This window comes from Citrobacter portucalensis, from assembly GCF_023374935.1.
Lineage (GTDB): Bacteria > Pseudomonadota > Gammaproteobacteria > Enterobacterales > Enterobacteriaceae > Citrobacter > Citrobacter portucalensis.
Window position 1 is genome coordinate 908106 of the sequence record NZ_CP092466.1, and the last position, 15803, is coordinate 923908.

The 15803-nt window shown below is 52.2% G+C and carries 15 protein-coding genes; 8 read left to right on the forward strand and 7 right to left on the reverse strand.

Annotated elements, in window-relative coordinates; translation table 11 throughout:
* Position 1: 1 nt before the first annotated feature.
* Entirely contained in the window at positions 2-898 is an 897-nt protein-coding gene (locus LY264_RS04395; protein WP_048225418.1) for a nickel/cobalt efflux protein RcnA, read from the reverse strand.
* Positions 899-1018: 120 nt separating this feature from the next.
* On the opposite strand from LY264_RS04395, the gene rcnR reads away from it, so the two are divergent.
* Positions 1019-1291, forward strand: coding sequence for a Ni(II)/Co(II)-binding transcriptional repressor RcnR (gene rcnR, locus LY264_RS04400; protein ID WP_003825567.1), 273 nt, complete (start codon positions 1019-1021; stop codon positions 1289-1291).
* A 387-nt stretch (positions 1292-1678) separates the two neighbouring features.
* On the opposite strand, the gene LY264_RS04405 is transcribed toward rcnR, so the two are convergent.
* Both LY264_RS04405 and LY264_RS04410 read right to left on the reverse strand, forming a co-directional pair.
* A complete protein-coding gene (locus tag LY264_RS04405; protein WP_003825569.1) occupies positions 1679-2908 on the reverse strand; it encodes an amino acid permease in 1230 nt (409 codons plus the stop codon).
* 142 nt (positions 2909-3050) lie between these two features.
* On the reverse strand, positions 3051-3506 hold the full coding sequence (locus LY264_RS04410) for a multidrug/biocide efflux PACE transporter (protein WP_048225415.1): 456 nt from the start codon (positions 3504-3506) through the stop codon (positions 3051-3053).
* A gap of 101 nt (positions 3507-3607) precedes the next feature.
* On the opposite strand from LY264_RS04410, the gene LY264_RS04415 reads away from it, so the two are divergent.
* The 5 genes from LY264_RS04415 (at position 3608) to araE (ending at position 9761) form a co-directional block, all read left to right on the forward strand.
* A complete protein-coding gene (locus LY264_RS04415; RefSeq protein ID WP_048225412.1) occupies positions 3608-4492 on the forward strand; it encodes a LysR family transcriptional regulator in 885 nt (294 codons plus the stop codon).
* A gap of 102 nt (positions 4493-4594) precedes the next feature.
* Positions 4595-5773, forward strand: a complete 1179-nt coding sequence (locus LY264_RS04420; RefSeq protein ID WP_249457490.1) for an acetyl-CoA C-acetyltransferase — start codon at positions 4595-4597, stop codon at positions 5771-5773.
* Positions 5774-6372: 599 nt separating this feature from the next.
* Positions 6373-7209, forward strand: a complete 837-nt coding sequence (kduI, locus tag LY264_RS04425; protein ID WP_048225410.1) for a 5-dehydro-4-deoxy-D-glucuronate isomerase — start codon at positions 6373-6375, stop codon at positions 7207-7209.
* Between the two features lie 57 nt (positions 7210-7266).
* Positions 7267-8028 (forward strand): 2-dehydro-3-deoxy-D-gluconate 5-dehydrogenase KduD, encoded by a 762-nt coding sequence (kduD, locus tag LY264_RS04430; protein WP_003033923.1) that lies wholly within the window; start codon positions 7267-7269, stop codon positions 8026-8028.
* Positions 8029-8342: 314 nt separating this feature from the next.
* Positions 8343-9761 (forward strand): arabinose-proton symporter AraE, encoded by a 1419-nt coding sequence (gene araE / locus LY264_RS04435; RefSeq protein ID WP_003033926.1) that lies wholly within the window; start codon positions 8343-8345, stop codon positions 9759-9761.
* 106 nt (positions 9762-9867) lie between these two features.
* Here the strand turns inward: araE and LY264_RS04440 are convergent, their stop codons facing one another.
* Positions 9868-10194 carry a cupin domain-containing protein gene (locus LY264_RS04440; protein ID WP_048225407.1) on the reverse strand — a complete coding sequence of 109 codons (327 nt, stop codon included), beginning with the start codon at positions 10192-10194 and terminating at the stop codon, positions 9868-9870.
* 141 nt (positions 10195-10335) lie between these two features.
* Here LY264_RS04440 and LY264_RS04445 point away from each other — a divergent pair, with 141 nt between their 5' ends.
* Positions 10336-11043 carry an aspartate/glutamate racemase gene (locus LY264_RS04445; RefSeq protein ID WP_048225404.1) on the forward strand — a complete coding sequence of 236 codons (708 nt, stop codon included), beginning with the start codon at positions 10336-10338 and terminating at the stop codon, positions 11041-11043.
* On the opposite strand, the gene LY264_RS04450 is transcribed toward LY264_RS04445, so the two are convergent.
* The gene (locus tag LY264_RS04450) at positions 11015-11950 is read right to left on the reverse strand and encodes a LysR family transcriptional regulator (protein WP_008785717.1); all 936 of its coding nucleotides are present in this window, start codon (positions 11948-11950) and stop codon (positions 11015-11017) included. The genes LY264_RS04445 and LY264_RS04450 overlap by 29 nt on opposite strands.
* A 118-nt stretch (positions 11951-12068) precedes the next feature.
* Between LY264_RS04450 and lysA the strand changes: the two genes are divergently transcribed.
* Positions 12069-13325 carry a diaminopimelate decarboxylase gene (gene lysA / locus LY264_RS04455; RefSeq protein WP_048225400.1) on the forward strand — a complete coding sequence of 419 codons (1257 nt, stop codon included), beginning with the start codon at positions 12069-12071 and terminating at the stop codon, positions 13323-13325.
* A 78-nt stretch (positions 13326-13403) separates the two neighbouring features.
* On the opposite strand, the gene LY264_RS04460 is transcribed toward lysA, so the two are convergent.
* Positions 13404-14414: a LacI family DNA-binding transcriptional regulator gene (locus LY264_RS04460; protein ID WP_048225397.1), complete on the reverse strand. Its 1011-nt coding sequence runs from the start codon at positions 14412-14414 to the stop codon at positions 13404-13406.
* Between the two features lie 13 nt (positions 14415-14427).
* Positions 14428-15456 carry an HTH-type transcriptional regulator GalR gene (gene galR / locus LY264_RS04465; RefSeq protein WP_003033945.1) on the reverse strand — a complete coding sequence of 343 codons (1029 nt, stop codon included), beginning with the start codon at positions 15454-15456 and terminating at the stop codon, positions 14428-14430.
* Positions 15457-15803: the final 347 nt, after the last annotated feature.

Consider the following 15803-nt stretch of genomic DNA (forward strand, 5'->3'; position numbering starts at 1 on the left):
GTTAACCGACGATCCCCATATAGCCGTGAATCCCCATATATAAGCCGACCATCGCAATGAGCACACTGGAAAAATAGGGTGCTTTGCGGGCCATCGTGTTAAATCCGCTCCAGCGTTTGGCCGCCTGCTGCACGCTGATTGCCGCTCCCACGCCCACCGTTACCAGCGTCAGCGCCAGCCCGAGGCTGAAGCACAGTACCATGGTCGCGCCCAGCGTGAAGGCTTTGAGCTGGATGCAAATTAGCAGCACCGTAATGGCGGCTGGGCACGGGATTAGCCCGCCGGTCAGACCGAACAATAATATTTGGCCGTTGGTGACCTCTTTGCCCGCAAAGCGGCGCTGAATATCGGTGGCATGCGCCCGTTCGTGGGCATCCTGATACTCTTTCGATCCTTCGGTGAGTCCTGCCAGTGCGGCATGGTCGTGATTATGCTCGTGTTCGTGATGATGATGATGATCGTCATCGTGGTCATGATGATGGCGGTGATGGTCATCATGATCATGGTGGTGGTGATGCTCGTGATTGTGGTCGTGATGCATCTGGGCCAGCCAGTTCTGCTCTCCCTGCCAGGTTCGCCAGAACATCCAGAATGCGGTCCCGAGAATAATAATCGCCGAGACAAACTGCAGCCATGGCTCAACGGCCTGGGCAGTAAACGCTTTGCTGATATACATCCCACCGAGCGCAATCAGCCATACCACGGCGGTATGCGACAGCGTTGCTGCCAGCCCCAGCATCACCGCCTGTTTGATGGTCCCCTTAATGGCAATAATAAAGGCCGCCATCATCGTCTTGGAATGCCCCGGCTCCAGGCCGTGTAACACACCCAATAGAATCGCGCTGGGAATGAAAAACCAGGCGTTACCTTGCTGAAGAAGCGTAGAAAACTCACCCATGAGAATGATTCTTAGTTGTTTAATTTCGCCTGATTCTACTCCCCCCCAGTATCAAATACTACCCCCCAGTAGAATGTCGATGGTATTGTCCCTACAGCCAGACGTTAAAAAGGTAAAGTTATGTCACATACGATCCGCGACAAACAAAAGCTGAAAGCCCGAACCAGCAAGATTCAGGGGCAGGTAGCGGCGTTGAAAACCATGCTGGATGAACCGCATGAATGCGCGGCAGTATTGCAGCAAATAGCGGCGATCCGCGGGGCAGTAAACGGATTAATGCGTGAAGTGATTAAAGGTCATCTGACCGAGCACATTGTGCATCAGGGCGATGAAATTAAGCGCGAAGAGGATTTGGATGTGGTCCTGAAAGTGCTGGATTCGTACATCAAATAAGTCAGTTTAACGGCTCATCCACGTTCAATACTGTCCAGTTAAGCATGCAGGGTGAACATGTTCTTCTTGCTCAGGGTTCCGTTCACCTCAGCAGTGTCATTTATCTGAAGCACAGATACCCGTGAACGTGTAAAGGGCGTTCTTCGCCACGCCCTTTACAATCCCGCCGGGAGCCTGGGTTGCAAGGGAGACGGCGGTGAGCCTCCCTTGCACGTTCACAGGAATCGGTGCTTCAGAGAAACGATGAACATGAGGTGAACGGAACCCTTCTCTGAGATAGCATGGTCATTACTTCCGCCAACACAGGTTGAAACTTTCTGAAATTGAGTCGTTAACTGAACGACATCGCACCCACTTTCAGGAGAATGAGCCGTTAAACAACACGTTCTAGCCAAAAAACATCACAGATACGCACAGCAGACCGACAATCAGGGTGATCAGATTACCCACTGAACGGTACGGCTTCAGCGCCGGGATCAGATAGGTAGACAATGTCGGCATGATAAACAGAATCATGGCAATCAGCGGGCCGCTTATCGCGTAAATCATTGAAATGGCATTAGGATTAATGCAGCAGATGATAAACGTGATAGCCGAGACCAGCATGATGGACAGAGCGCGGTTAAAGGCCCGGCTTTTCTTCACACCCACCTGATGCAACGATGTTTTTACTACCTCCGTTGCCCCTTCAATCACGCCAAAGTAGGTGCCGAGGAACGATTTTGACATCGCGACAACGGCAACGATGATCCCGGAAATTGACAGCCATGCCGGTGCGTTTGGCATCATCGACAGCGCGGAAAGAATCGTCACGCCTTCATTTTTCGCGTCTTCGATATAGTTTGTCGGAATCGAAAGCAAGCAGCTGAAGACGAAAAACAGTACGCTCAGGCAGATGATAACGTAGGCTACCTTCATGATTTTTTTGCATTTACCCATGGCCTGCTCGCCGTATTTCTCTCGTCTGTCGATGGCGAACGTAGAGATAATTGGCGTATGGCTAAAAGCGAAAACCATCACGGGAATAGATATCCAAACCTGATGAAGCGTGTGCTGATCGAAAGACATCTGGCCGGTGAGTAGCGTTGGCTGCCAGCTTCCGGTCAGGTAGAGCGAAAGGAACAAAAAGTACGCGATGAGCGGGAACACCAAAAAGCCCATGACCCGAATAGTGGCTTGTCGGCCCATCAGAAAAATCAGGTTCAGCACCAGCACCACGCCAAAGCTGACCAGCATGCGGATCCGCAGATCGATAGTGATATGTTTTGCCAGCTGTTCAGTGAGTGAATTGGTTATCGCTACGGCGTAAATCAGCACCACCACAAAGAAGGCAATAAAATAGAGGGTGGTGATCAGGCTGCCAATCTTCTTGCCGTAGTAGTGAGTAACTGCGCCAGTGATCCCTTCACCAGCCGACGTTTTTGAGGACAGGATAAACTGGCACAGCGCCTTGTGCGGCCAGTAGGTTAAAGGCCAGGCGACGAGTGCGGTGATAAACAATACCACCGCGCCTGCAGAACCCAGCTGTATGGGGAGGAAGAGGGTTCCTGCGCCGACGGCAGTCCCATATAGTGCGAAGCTCCAGAGAGTCTCTTCTTTTGACCAAAATTTCGACATTATTTGAACGTATCAACTATAAAATAAACAAAAAGAAGCGCAATTTACCACAAATGGCAGGGGCTGGGGGAGGTGTGAACAAGAGGGCGAGTGAATGGGACAATAGTCGGAACCGAGAAGATTCCGACTATTATTTTAATTATCAGGCAGTAACGCGCTGCTGGCGGCGCTTCATAACGCGCTCGCGTAACGTGTCATAAGCCCAGTTATAGAACATGGTGTACGGCAGGAAGAACAGGAAGAAACCTATTTCCAGCGTGAATGCCTGAACCAGGCTGACGTTTAGCACATACGCCACGATGCTCAGCCCGATCACAATAAAACCGCTCTCAAAACCTAAGGCGTGAAATGCTCGCACTTTCGCCGTACGTTTTACCAGGTGCGACGGCCACAAACGGTCAAACAGGGCGTTATAAATGATATTCCAGATCATCGCAGTGGTGGCGAGAAGAATGGTCAGTCCGCCCATTTCCAGTACCGAGCGCTGCATCAACCATGCGGTGGTTGGTGCGAGGATCGCGGTGGCAATGCCTTCAAAGCAGACGGCATGAAAAATACGCTCAACTAACGAGCGGCGTTGGACAGTATCGTGTTGCATAACCTAAAACCTTCTTTGATGCCCGGATAACGGAATGGTGGCAATTTTATCGTTTTATGTGATATCTAAAAGATAGTATCCATCGATAAAGTAGATAGTTCATGCGTTATTCTCCTGAAGCATTAACGGCATTTGTGGAGACCGTTTCCTGCGGTTCATTTTCTGCGGCGGGCCGGCGGTTGCGTAAAAGCCAGTCCACTATCAGTACGGCCATTGCGCATCTGGAAGCCGATCTTGGTTTTGCGCTGTTTGACCGTTCATCCCGCCAGCCAACGCTGACCGAGGAAGGTAAGCGGGTGTTGGGCTATGTGCAGGCTATTCTGACGGCCAGCGAACGTCTCGATGAGGCGGCGATCTCGCTGTCGGGTGAAACTGAGGCGCGTCTGACCTTTGTGCTGTCTGACACGCTGCATCCGGATGTGCTGGAAGAGTTGATGGTGCAGTTTGATCGCAAGTTTCCCCATACCGAGTTTGAATGCCTGATTGGTGAAGATGAAGACGTGATCGATCTGCTGCAAAAAGGACGTGCTCAGGTGGGGTTGATCGAGGCGCGGGAGGATTACCCGACCGACATGGGCGTTACGCGTCTGCCGATGCAAACCTGGATGGGATTATACGTTGCAGCGTCGCATCCGCTCGCGGCCCAAGAAAAACTGCAGTGGGAGCAGCTACACACCTGGCGCGAGCTGCGCTTGAATACCTATCTGGAAAGCGGCACCAACGTGGCGCGCGGTCCCGTCTGGTCTGCTCCTAACTACCTGTTATTGCTAAGTATGGCGGTGCAGGGATTCGGCTGGTGCGCGCTCCCTTGTGCGCTGGTGGAGGAGTTTGCGGCAGAAAAACCACTGGTGCAATTAAAGATGCCTGGCTGGCCAAAGGCTATCTCTATCGATCTGTTGTGGAATAAGAAATCACCGCCTGGTGTGGCAGGAAGTTGGCTGCGTGACCATTTACAGCAGAGTGGCGTTCAGATGACCAATAAGTGATACGAATTTCCTTTGTGATAAAAATCACCGTTTTTAAACAACCTTGATAACTATTTTTAACAATCATCTACTATTGCGGTGTTATTTTGCGCTGAGGTAGTGATGAAAGAGGTTGTGATCGTCGGGGCATTAAGGACACCGATTGGCTGCTTCCAGGGGACGCTGGCACGCCACTCTGCCGTTGAGTTAGGCAGCATGGTGGTCAAGGCGTTACTGGAACGCACGGGCGTGGACGTTCACGCTGTGGATGAAGTGATCCTCGGACAGGTGCTTACCGCAGGTGCCGGGCAGAACCCTGCGCGTCAGTCTGCCATCAATGGTGGGCTACCCAACACCGTTTCCGCCATCACCATTAACGATGTCTGTGGCTCGGGTCTGAAAGCGCTGCATCTGGCGACCCAGGCTATCCAGTGTGGCGAAGCCGACATTGTGATTGCGGGCGGGCAAGAGAATATGAGCCGTGCACCGCATGTCCTTACCGATAGCCGCACTGGCGCACAGCTGGGGAACAGCCAACTGGTCGACAGCCTGGTACATGACGGTCTGTGGGATGCCTTCAACGACTATCACATGGGCGTTACCGCGGAAAACCTGGCGCGAGAATACGGAATCAGCCGCGAATTGCAGGATGCCTACGCGCTGCACTCGCAGCACAAAGCGCGGATGGCAATTGATGCCGGACGCTTTAAAGATGAAATCGTGCCGGTGGTAACACAGCGTAACGGGCAATCGTTCGTGGTGGATACCGACGAACAACCGCGTACCGATGCCAGCGCCGAGGGGCTGGCGCGTCTGGATCCTACCTTTGACAGACTCGGTTCGGTAACGGCGGGTAACGCGTCATCCATCAACGACGGTGCCGCTGCGGTGATGATGATGAGCGAGGCCAAGGCGCAGGAACTTAACTTACCTGTGTTGGCCCGTATTCGCGCCTTTGCCAGCGTCGGAGTCGACCCTGCGCTCATGGGGATTGCGCCAGTGTATGCAACACGCCGCTGCCTTGAGCGTGTGGGCTGGCAACTGGTTGATGTTGATCTTATCGAAGCTAATGAGGCCTTCGCCGCGCAGGCATTATCCGTTGGGAAAATGCTGGAGTGGGATGAACGGCGGGTGAATGTGAACGGCGGGGCCATTGCGCTCGGCCATCCGATTGGCGCTTCTGGCTGTCGTATTCTGGTTTCGCTGGTACATGAAATGGTGAAACGTCGGGCGCACAAGGGCCTGGCAACACTGTGTATTGGTGGTGGTCAGGGGGTGGCGCTCGCTATCGAACGAGACTAATCCCCGTCATACTTCAAGCTGCATGTGCGTTGGCTTTACTCGCTCACCCCAGTCACGTACTTATATACGCTCCGGGGAATTCGCTGCGTCGCCGCCTTCCTGCAACTCGAATTATTTAGGGTATATATTTTTCTTCTCGAACAGTTTTCTGCCGTGTTATCTCTTCCTCTATAAAAAAGCCCTCCAGCAGGAGGGCAAGGCCAGTTACAGAAACATACACTCTAAACCCTGCCAACATATCAAAACGTTGTTTCATTTCATGTGATTGATAGCGCACTTTGTTAGAAAAGGTGTGTGAATGACGTATGAGCCTGGCTGTATTTTCAATATCTTATCCCTGCCACTAATGATCTACTCTTTTGTGTTTTTATCTATCTAATTGTTTTAAATGATTTTATTGAAACCATTTTTGCGATTTATATGCGCTAGCGTGATCGCACTTACACTTTTGATAATAAGATGCGGAAAAAGTGAAACATCGTTTTAGTTATAATTGAAAACACATTCAGGGAGGGATATCATGAGCGCATAAGATAAAACGGAACAGCGTTTTGCTATTCGTTTAAGCATTCACGGTCAATTTATCACTGGAGGTAAATGTGGACGTAAGACAAAGCATCCATAGTGCGCATGCGAAAACCCTGGACACTCAGGGGCTGCGTAATGAGTTTTTGGTCGAAGAAGTGTTTGTCGCAGATAAATACACCATGGTCTACAGCCACATCGACCGCATCATTGTTGGCGGCATTATGCCAGTGGCCAAAACCGTCTCTGTGGGTGGCGAAGTCGGCAAACAGCTGGGCGTAACCTATTTCCTCGAACGTCGTGAGCTGGGTGTGATCAATATCGGCGGCCCGGGCACGATTACCGTTGACGGCCAGTGCTATGAAATTGGCCATCGCGACGCGCTGTACGTCGGAAAAGGGGCAAAAGAAGTGGTATTCGCCAGTATTGATACGGCGAAACCAGCGAAGTTTTACTACAACTGCGCGCCGGCACACACGACTTACCCAACTAAGAAAGTCACGCCTGCAGACGTTGCGCCAGTGACGCTGGGTGATGACCTCACCAGTAACCGTCGTACCATCAACAAATACTTTGTGCCGGATGTTCTGGAAACCTGCCAGTTGAGCATGGGTCTGACTGAGCTGGCTCCGGGTAACCTGTGGAACACCATGCCGTGTCATACCCATGAACGTCGTATGGAAGTCTATTTCTATTTCAATATGGAAGAAGACACCTGCGTCTTCCACATGATGGGTCAGCCTCAGGAAACGCGTCATATTGTGATGCACAACGAGCAGGCGGTGATTTCTCCAAGCTGGTCTATTCACTCCGGTGTCGGCACAAAAGCTTATACGTTCATTTGGGGCATGGTCGGCGAAAACCAGGTCTTTGATGATATGGACCATGTTGCAGTAAAAGATCTGCGCTAGTTGCGGGCGACAGCCGTGCCTGCTGCGGCGGGCATTATAAAAAATTAAGGATTTACAATGATTTTGAATGCATTCTCTCTTGAAGGTAAAGTCGCCGTTGTGACCGGTTGTGACACAGGTTTGGGTCAGGGTATGGCGCTGGGCCTGGCTGAAGCGGGCTGCGATATCGTCGGTATCAATATTGTTGAACCGACAGAAACCATCGAACGCGTGACCGCACTGGGCCGCCGTTTTTTAAGCCTGACCGCCGATCTGCGTCAAATCGATGGTATTCCGGCACTGCTGGAGCGCGCAGTGGCAGAATTCGGCCATATCGATATTCTGGTCAACAACGCGGGTCTTATCCGTCGTGACGATGCGATCGACTTCAGCGAAAAAGACTGGGATGACGTGATGAACCTGAACATTAAGAGCGTGTTCTTTATGTCTCAGGCTGCGGCGAAGCACTTTATCGCTCAGGGTAACGGCGGCAAAATTATCAATATCGCCTCTATGCTTTCCTTCCAGGGCGGGATCCGCGTGCCGTCTTACACCGCGTCTAAAAGCGGCGTAATGGGTGTTACCCGTCTGATGGCGAACGAGTGGGCAAAACATAACATCAACGTCAACGCGATTGCACCGGGTTACATGGCGACGAATAACACTCAACAGCTGCGTGCTGATGAGCAACGTAGCGCAGAGATCCTCGATCGTATCCCGGCGGGTCGTTGGGGTCTGCCGAGCGATCTGATGGGGCCTGTCGTGTTCCTGGCGTCCAGCGCATCTGACTACATCAACGGCTATACCGTTGCAGTAGATGGCGGCTGGCTGGCACGTTAATTCGCTTTCCAGAACCGTTAAACCCTGCCCTCTGGCAGGGTTTTTTTATATTCGGATCATTTAAATCCATATTGTGGTTATAAATTATTCCATATTAAATTTCATACGTATAAATTTATTGTTTTAATATTCTTTAATATCAATGAATTAAATTTAATTGAGTGATTGTCGGTAAATTTTAAAATTGGAATATCCATCACATAACCATGTGGTGTAGCTATTTAATCCATGTTTTTGCCGTTTCCCGCCTGACGCTTCCTGCAAGGGATCCCTTACTTTCAATGGCATGGTTACTCTGTATCTGGCAGGAAAAAATGGTCTCAATAAATAATGATGCTGCTTTAGCGCCGCGCCCAGTGCGCGATACGCGACGTATGAATATGTTTGTTTCTATCTCTGCGGCTGTCGCAGGGTTGTTATTCGGCCTGGATATTGGCGTGATTGCTGGCGCGTTGCCTTTTATCACCGATCACTTTGTGTTGACCAGCCGCCTGCAGGAGTGGGTGGTAAGCAGCATGATGCTGGGTGCGGCAATTGGTGCGCTGTTTAACGGTTGGTTGTCATTCCGCCTGGGGCGCAAATACAGCCTGATGGCGGGCGCGATCCTTTTCGTCGTCGGATCTCTGGGCTCGGCGTTTGCCTCCAGCGTAGAAATGCTCATTTTTGCCCGCGTGGTGCTGGGCGTTGCGGTGGGGATCGCGTCTTACACCGCACCGCTCTATCTCTCCGAAATGGCCAGCGAAAACGTGCGTGGCAAGATGATCAGTATGTATCAGCTGATGGTGACGCTGGGCATCGTTCTGGCCTTTTTGTCCGATACCGCGTTCAGCTACAGCGGTAACTGGCGCGCTATGCTTGGCGTGCTGGCGCTTCCGGCTGTATTGCTGATTATTCTGGTTGTTTTCTTGCCCAACAGCCCGCGCTGGCTGGCGGAGAAAGGTCGCCACATCGAAGCTGAAGAAGTACTGCGCATGTTGCGCGATACGTCAGAGAAAGCCCGCGATGAGCTGAACGAAATCCGTGAAAGCCTGAAGCTAAAGCAGGGGGGGTGGGCGCTGTTTAAAATTAACCGTAACGTGCGTCGCGCGGTTTTCCTCGGAATGTTACTGCAGGCGATGCAGCAGTTCACCGGGATGAACATCATCATGTACTACGCGCCGCGCATTTTTAAAATGGCGGGTTTTACTACCACAGAGCAGCAGATGATTGCCACGCTGGTAGTTGGCTTAACGTTTATGTTCGCTACCTTTATTGCCGTCTTCACGGTCGACAAAGCAGGACGTAAACCGGCGCTGAAAATTGGTTTCAGCGTAATGGCCATCGGGACGCTGGTGCTCGGATATTGCCTGATGCAGTTTGATAACGGCACGGCTTCCAGTGGACTATCCTGGCTGTCAGTTGGCATGACGATGATGTGTATTGCAGGCTATGCGATGAGCGCCGCGCCGGTGGTGTGGATCCTGTGTTCGGAAATTCAGCCGCTGAAATGCCGTGATTTTGGTATTACCTGCTCCACCACCACCAACTGGGTGTCGAACATGATCATTGGCGCAACGTTCCTGACGCTGCTCGACAGCATTGGCGCCGCCGGTACGTTCTGGCTTTATACCGCGCTGAACGTTGTGTTTATCGGTATTACGTTCTGGCTGATTCCAGAAACCAAAAACGTCACGCTGGAGCATATCGAACGTAAGCTGATGGCGGGCGAGAAGTTAAGAGATATTGGGGTGTAAGTCAGACAAGCATGCCGGATAGCGATTCAGCCTTGTCCGGCCGGCGAGTGGAGTCTCTTACAGGCCGGGAAAGCGTTAACGCGACCCGGCTTTTTTATTTAGCACCTTACCCGTGCAGAAAATCTTCGCGAATTGGGGTAAAGGTATCCAACAGCGTTCCCGGTTTTAAGCAGACGCAGCCATGCATAATGTTGGGCTGTTTATACAGGGTATCGCCCGCCCTAACGATATGTTTCTCTTCGCCGATGGTAAATTCAAACTCACCGGACAACACGTAAGTCAGCTGTTCGTGCGGATGATTGTGCATCGGGCCGATTGCGCCTTGCTCGAAGTTCACCTCAACCGCCATCATGTTACCGTCATGAGCAAGAATACGCCGGGTAACGCCATTGCCCAGATCGTCAAGCGTGGTCTCTTTATGAAAAATAAACATCCGACCTTCCTGTAATTAATTAAAACAATGTTTCATTAAACCTATATCAGAAAATTAAAAAAAGAAATGCACGCCAACAGATGTGGAAAGTTGATCACATCTTTGGTTCACTGGAGAGACAACAACGAGTCAGGGGAAATGATGAAAACGATCGGTCTGTTAGGCGGTATGAGCTGGGAATCTACCATTCCTTATTATCGACTCATTAATGAAGGCGTAAAACAGCGTCTGGGCGGCCTGCATTCTGCGCAGATTCTGTTGCACAGCGTGGATTTTCACGAGATTGAAGTCTGCCAGTCAAGCGGTGACTGGCAGCGAGCCGGTGAGATCCTCGCGCAGGCCGCCACAGGGCTACAGCAAGCCGGGGCGCAAGGAATTGTGCTGTGTACCAACACCATGCACAAAGTTGCTGAGGCGATTGAAAGCGCCTGTGATGTGCCGTTTCTGCATATTGCCGACGCGACGGGGCGGGCGATACAAAAGCAGCAGATGAACAACGTGGCGCTACTGGGTACGCGTTACACCATGGAGCAGGATTTTTACCGCGGGCGTTTACAGACTGAATTCGGCATTAGCACGCTGATCCCTGAAGCTGATGATCGTCAGAAAATAAACCAGATTATTTTCGATGAGCTGTGTCTCGGTGAATTCAGCGAGGCTTCCCGCGATTATTACCTGGGCGTCATCGACCAACAGGCTAAACAGGGGGCGCAAGGGGTTATCTTTGGCTGTACCGAGATTGGTCTGCTGGTTCCCACCGAGCTAAGCCCACTACCGGTTTTCGACACTGCGGCAATCCATGCGCAAGATGCGGTGGCGTTTATGCTTTCGGCTGCGGATGCAAAATAGCCTCCAGTGGGTCAATAAGCCTCGGTAGATGGGCCTGCAGATGCGCCGTAAAAGCATCAACCAGCGCCGAGGCGGGGCGATGAAGCGGGTGAATCAGGCTGACTGTAAAGGGTACCGAAATACTGAAGCGGCGGATAACGACTCCGCTGCTGGCGTAATCCAGCGCGGTCAGTGGGTTCACCACCGAGATCCCCACGCCTGCCCGCACCATTGCACAAATTGAAGCAGCGCTATGGGTTTCAATCACCATGCGGCGCTTCACCTGGTGCTCATTAAACAGGGTATCCAGTAGCTGACGGTAGCTGTCGGTGCGCGACAGGCTGATGTAGTTTTCTCCCTGAAAATCCTGCGGCGTTAACACCGCTTTCTTAGTCAGCGGATGGCCCTGCGGCAGCACGCACACTTCATCCAGCGCCAGCAATTCGGTGCGTTTCGTTCCGGCAGGCGTATGCAGCGTTTCCGTTAACCCCAGATCGTGGCGCTGCGCCGACAGCCACTCTTCCAGCAGCGGTGACTCCTGCGGCACTATCTGAATATTGACCTGTGGATAGCGTGCGAGGAATGGCTGCAGCAGCGGCGGTAAAAAAGACTGTGAGAATACCGGCAGGCAAACAATCGACAATTCGCCCTGGCGAAACTCGCGCAGGCTTTCGGCGGCGCTCACAATTCTGTCCAGGCCATACCACGAACGTTGCACCTCTTCAAACAGACGTAACCCTTGCACGGTTGGGTGCAGTCGGCCACGCGTACGTTCAAACAGCGTTAATCCCAGCACTTTCTCGAATCGGGCCAGTTCCCGGCTGACGGTGGGCTGCGAGGTATGTAGCATGCGCGCGGCTTCTGTCAGATTACCTGCCGTCATGATGGCGTGAAAAATTTCGATGTGTCGCAGGTTAACGGCGGGCATGGGCAATCCTCGAATGAATCAATCCATATCATTTTTGCATAGACTCACGATAAAACGATATTTTTTATTCTTTTCGGGCTGTGGCGTAATCATAAAAAAGCCAATACCGGAGCACACCATGCCACGCCCACTCAATAGTACTGACACTGACCTGACCGCCGACAACCTGCTGCGCCTGCCTGCCGAATTCGGCTGCCCGGTGTGGATCTATGATGCTCAGATTATCCGCGGGCAGATTGCCAAATTGAATCAGTTTGACGTGGTGCGTTTCGCCCAAAAGGCATGTTCGAATATTCATATTTTGCGCCTGATGCGCGAGCAGGGCGTGAAGGTTGATTCCGTCTCGCTTGGCGAAATTGAACGTGCGCTGGCGGCAGGCTTTGTACCGGGGAAAGATGAAATCGTCTTTACCGCCGATATGATTGATGAAGCGACGCTCGCGCGGGTGCATGAATTGCGCATTCCGGTAAATGCCGGGTCGGTGGATATGCTGGAACAACTGGGCCAGGTCTCGCCGGGCCATCGCGTGTGGCTACGCGTAAACCCTGGCTTTGGGCATGGGCACAGTCAGAAAACCAATACCGGCGGCGAAAACAGCAAGCACGGGATCTGGTATAGCGATCTTCCCGCGGCGCTGGAGGTGATTCAGCGCTATAAGCTGAAGCTGGTGGGGATTCATATGCATATCGGCTCCGGCGTGGACTATGCGCATCTGGAGCAGGTGTGCGGTGCGATGGTGCGCCAGGTGGTTGAATTTGGTCAGGATCTGGAGGCGATCTCCGCAGGTGGTGGTTTATCAATCCCGTATCGCGAAGGCGAAGAGGCTATCGATACCGATCACTACTTTGGATTGTGGAACGCTGCGCGTGAACAGATTGCTAAACACCTGGGTCACCCGATCGCGCTTGAGATCGAGCCGGGTCGTTTTCTGGTCGCGGAAGCTGGCGTGTTAGTGGCGCAGGTACGTAGCGTAAAAGAAATGGGTAGCCGTCACTTTGTGCTGATCGATGCGGGCTTCAACGATCTAATGCGCCCGGCCATGTACGGTAGCTATCACCATATCTCAGCGCTGTCAGGAGATGGTCGCTCTCTGGAGCACACACCGCAACGGGAAACCGTGGTAGCCGGGCCGCTGTGCGAATCTGGTGACGTGTTTACCCAGCAGGAAGGCGGAAATGTGGAAACCCGTCTGTTGCCTGCGGTGGTGCCGGGCGATTATCTGGTGCTGCATGATACCGGGGCGTACGGCGCGTCAATGTCGTCAAACTACAATAGCCGTCCGCTGCTGCCGGAAGTTTTGTTCGATAACGGCGTGGCGCGACTGATTCGCCGTCGCCAGACCATTGATGAGCTATTAGCGTTGGAATTAATCTGATTACAGCGTTGTGAAATGCCGGATGGCGCTACGCTTATCCGGCCTACAAGATTAACTGCGCCGCCATCCGGCATTTGATTACTTAAAGTATGGCCCGAGCGTTACTGAGTCACGTAGTACCAGTTTGCCGGTGAACGGTGGGATTGGCTCGACGCTCTCGCCGTTGGCCAGCCGGATAGCCTGGTCGATTGCCGTGGTTATCATGGTATCAATCGGTAGATAAACGGTAGACAGCCCCGGCTCCAGCCATTTGGCGCTGGGCGCATCATCAAAACCAAACAGTGAGACGTCCGTTGGGATCCTCAGCCCAGCCTGATGTAACGCTTTTGATGCGCCTAATGCCATGTCATCGTTACAGGCGAACAGGGCGCTAAATTTCACCCCTTCCTCCAGCAGTTCACGGCAGGCCTCATAGCCTCGCGTCATCGTGGAGTCGCCGTATTTGACCTTATCGGGATCCCAGGGAATACCGTTTTTTTCCAGCGCTTTACGATACCCCATCAGGCGTGATTTACCGGTAGGCGTATGGCCAGGCACAGTGATACAAGCAATATCGCTATGGCCCTGGGCGATCAGATAATTGACCGCCTGATAGGCCGCGTCTTCCTGTTCAAAGAAAATTGCGCGATCGCGGGCCTGGCTGACATCACGGTTGATGACCAGCAAGGGCATAGCAATGCTGTTCATCAACGACATAATCGCCTTTTCACTCATATAGCGGGTATAGAGAATAATGGCGTCGCACTGCCTGTCCGCCAGCATTTGCACGGCTTCCTGCTCACGCTCTGGTGTGTCGTGGCCGTCGGTGACGATCAACTGCTTGCCGTGAGATTCCGTCTGGCGTGAAGCCTGTTGCAGCAGGCGGCCAAAGTAGAATCCATCAAATGTGGAAACTACCAGACCAATGCTGTTGCTGGTGCGGTTTGCCAAAGAGCGCGCTAAAAAATTAGGCCGATAATCAAGTGCCTGCATGGCCTTAAACACTTTCTGGCGCGTGCTCTCTTTTACCTGACCCGTGCCATTCAGTACGCGCGAAACGGTCGCTTTTGAGACGCCTGCGTGTCGTGAAACGTCCAACATCGTAGTCATAACGCTATCCTGGTTAATCGTTTGACGATGAATTCCCCGGCTCTGTCAGCGTCGAAACGGAATGGCGACGCACCAGAGTTGGGTTAAAAACGTGGGTAATTTCAGGCACGGGACGCTTCTCCGCCAGCGCGAGCGCCAGTTCGGCAGCCTGGGTTGCCATCGTCACGATCGGGTAGCGCACCGTGGTCAGACGCGGGCGCACGTAGCGGGAAACCAGCACATCATCAAAACCAATCAGCGAGATTTCTCCCGGCACATCAATGCCGTTATCATTCAATACGCCCATGGCACCAGCCGCCATTGAGTCGTTGTAGCAGGCTACCGCAGTGAAGTTTTTGCCACGGCCAAGTAACTCGGTCATGGCCTGCTCACCGCCGCTTTCATCTGGTTCACCAAACGTTACTAGTCGATCGCTGACAGGAATATTGCTCTCTGCCAGCGCGTCGTAATAGCCTTGCAGACGATCTTCCGCATCTGAAATCGTGTGATTGGAGCACAGATAACCAATGCGCGTATGGCCCTGCTGAATGAGGTGTCGGGTCGCGAGCCAGGCGCCGAAACGGTCATCAAGGGCAACGCAGCGTTGTTCGAATCCCGGCAGAATTCGGTTAATCAATACCATGCCGGGGATTTGCTTCATGAGTGATGCCAGCTCAGCATCCGGGATAATTTTCGCGTGGACAACAAGGGCTGCGCAGCGGTGGCGAATGAGCTGTTCAATCGCCTGTCGTTCCTTCTGTTCATTATGGTAGCCGTTACCAATCAGTAAAAAATTACCGGTGTTATACGCCACCTGCTCGACAGCTTTAACCATTGCCCCAAAAAATGGATCGGACACATCACCTACCACCAGACCGATGGTTTCAGTGGATTGTTGTGCCAGCGCACGTGCATTGGCGTTGGGGTGGTAGCTGAGTGATTCCATTGCACTCGTTACGGCCAGGCGCGATGCTTCGCTGGCTTTAGGAGAATCATTAATCACTCGAGAAACGGTGGCGACTGATACACCAGCTAGTCGGGCTACATCCTTTATGGTCGCCATGATAGTACCTGTTGTGGGTAAACGCTTACATTCCGTCAGTGTTACGGAAAATGGCTGGCTGTTCAAGCAGATTGCCCGTCAGAACGTCGCAAATGTGAGCGCACACGAGCGAAGTAAGACAGAAAATAGAAAATGCTAATTTTTGCTTACACTTTGCGATGTGCTGTTGCGATTGTTCGCTGGTGAGAGAACTGAGCAGATTGCTAGAGTTGAGATCCCAGAGGTATTGATAGGTGAAATCAACTTTCGGGTTGATCACTAGAATTACACCAGCCTGCGCAGATGCGCAGGTTTTTTTTTACCTTCAGCCTATCTGTAACAGTAACCGATAATTTACACAACTCGTT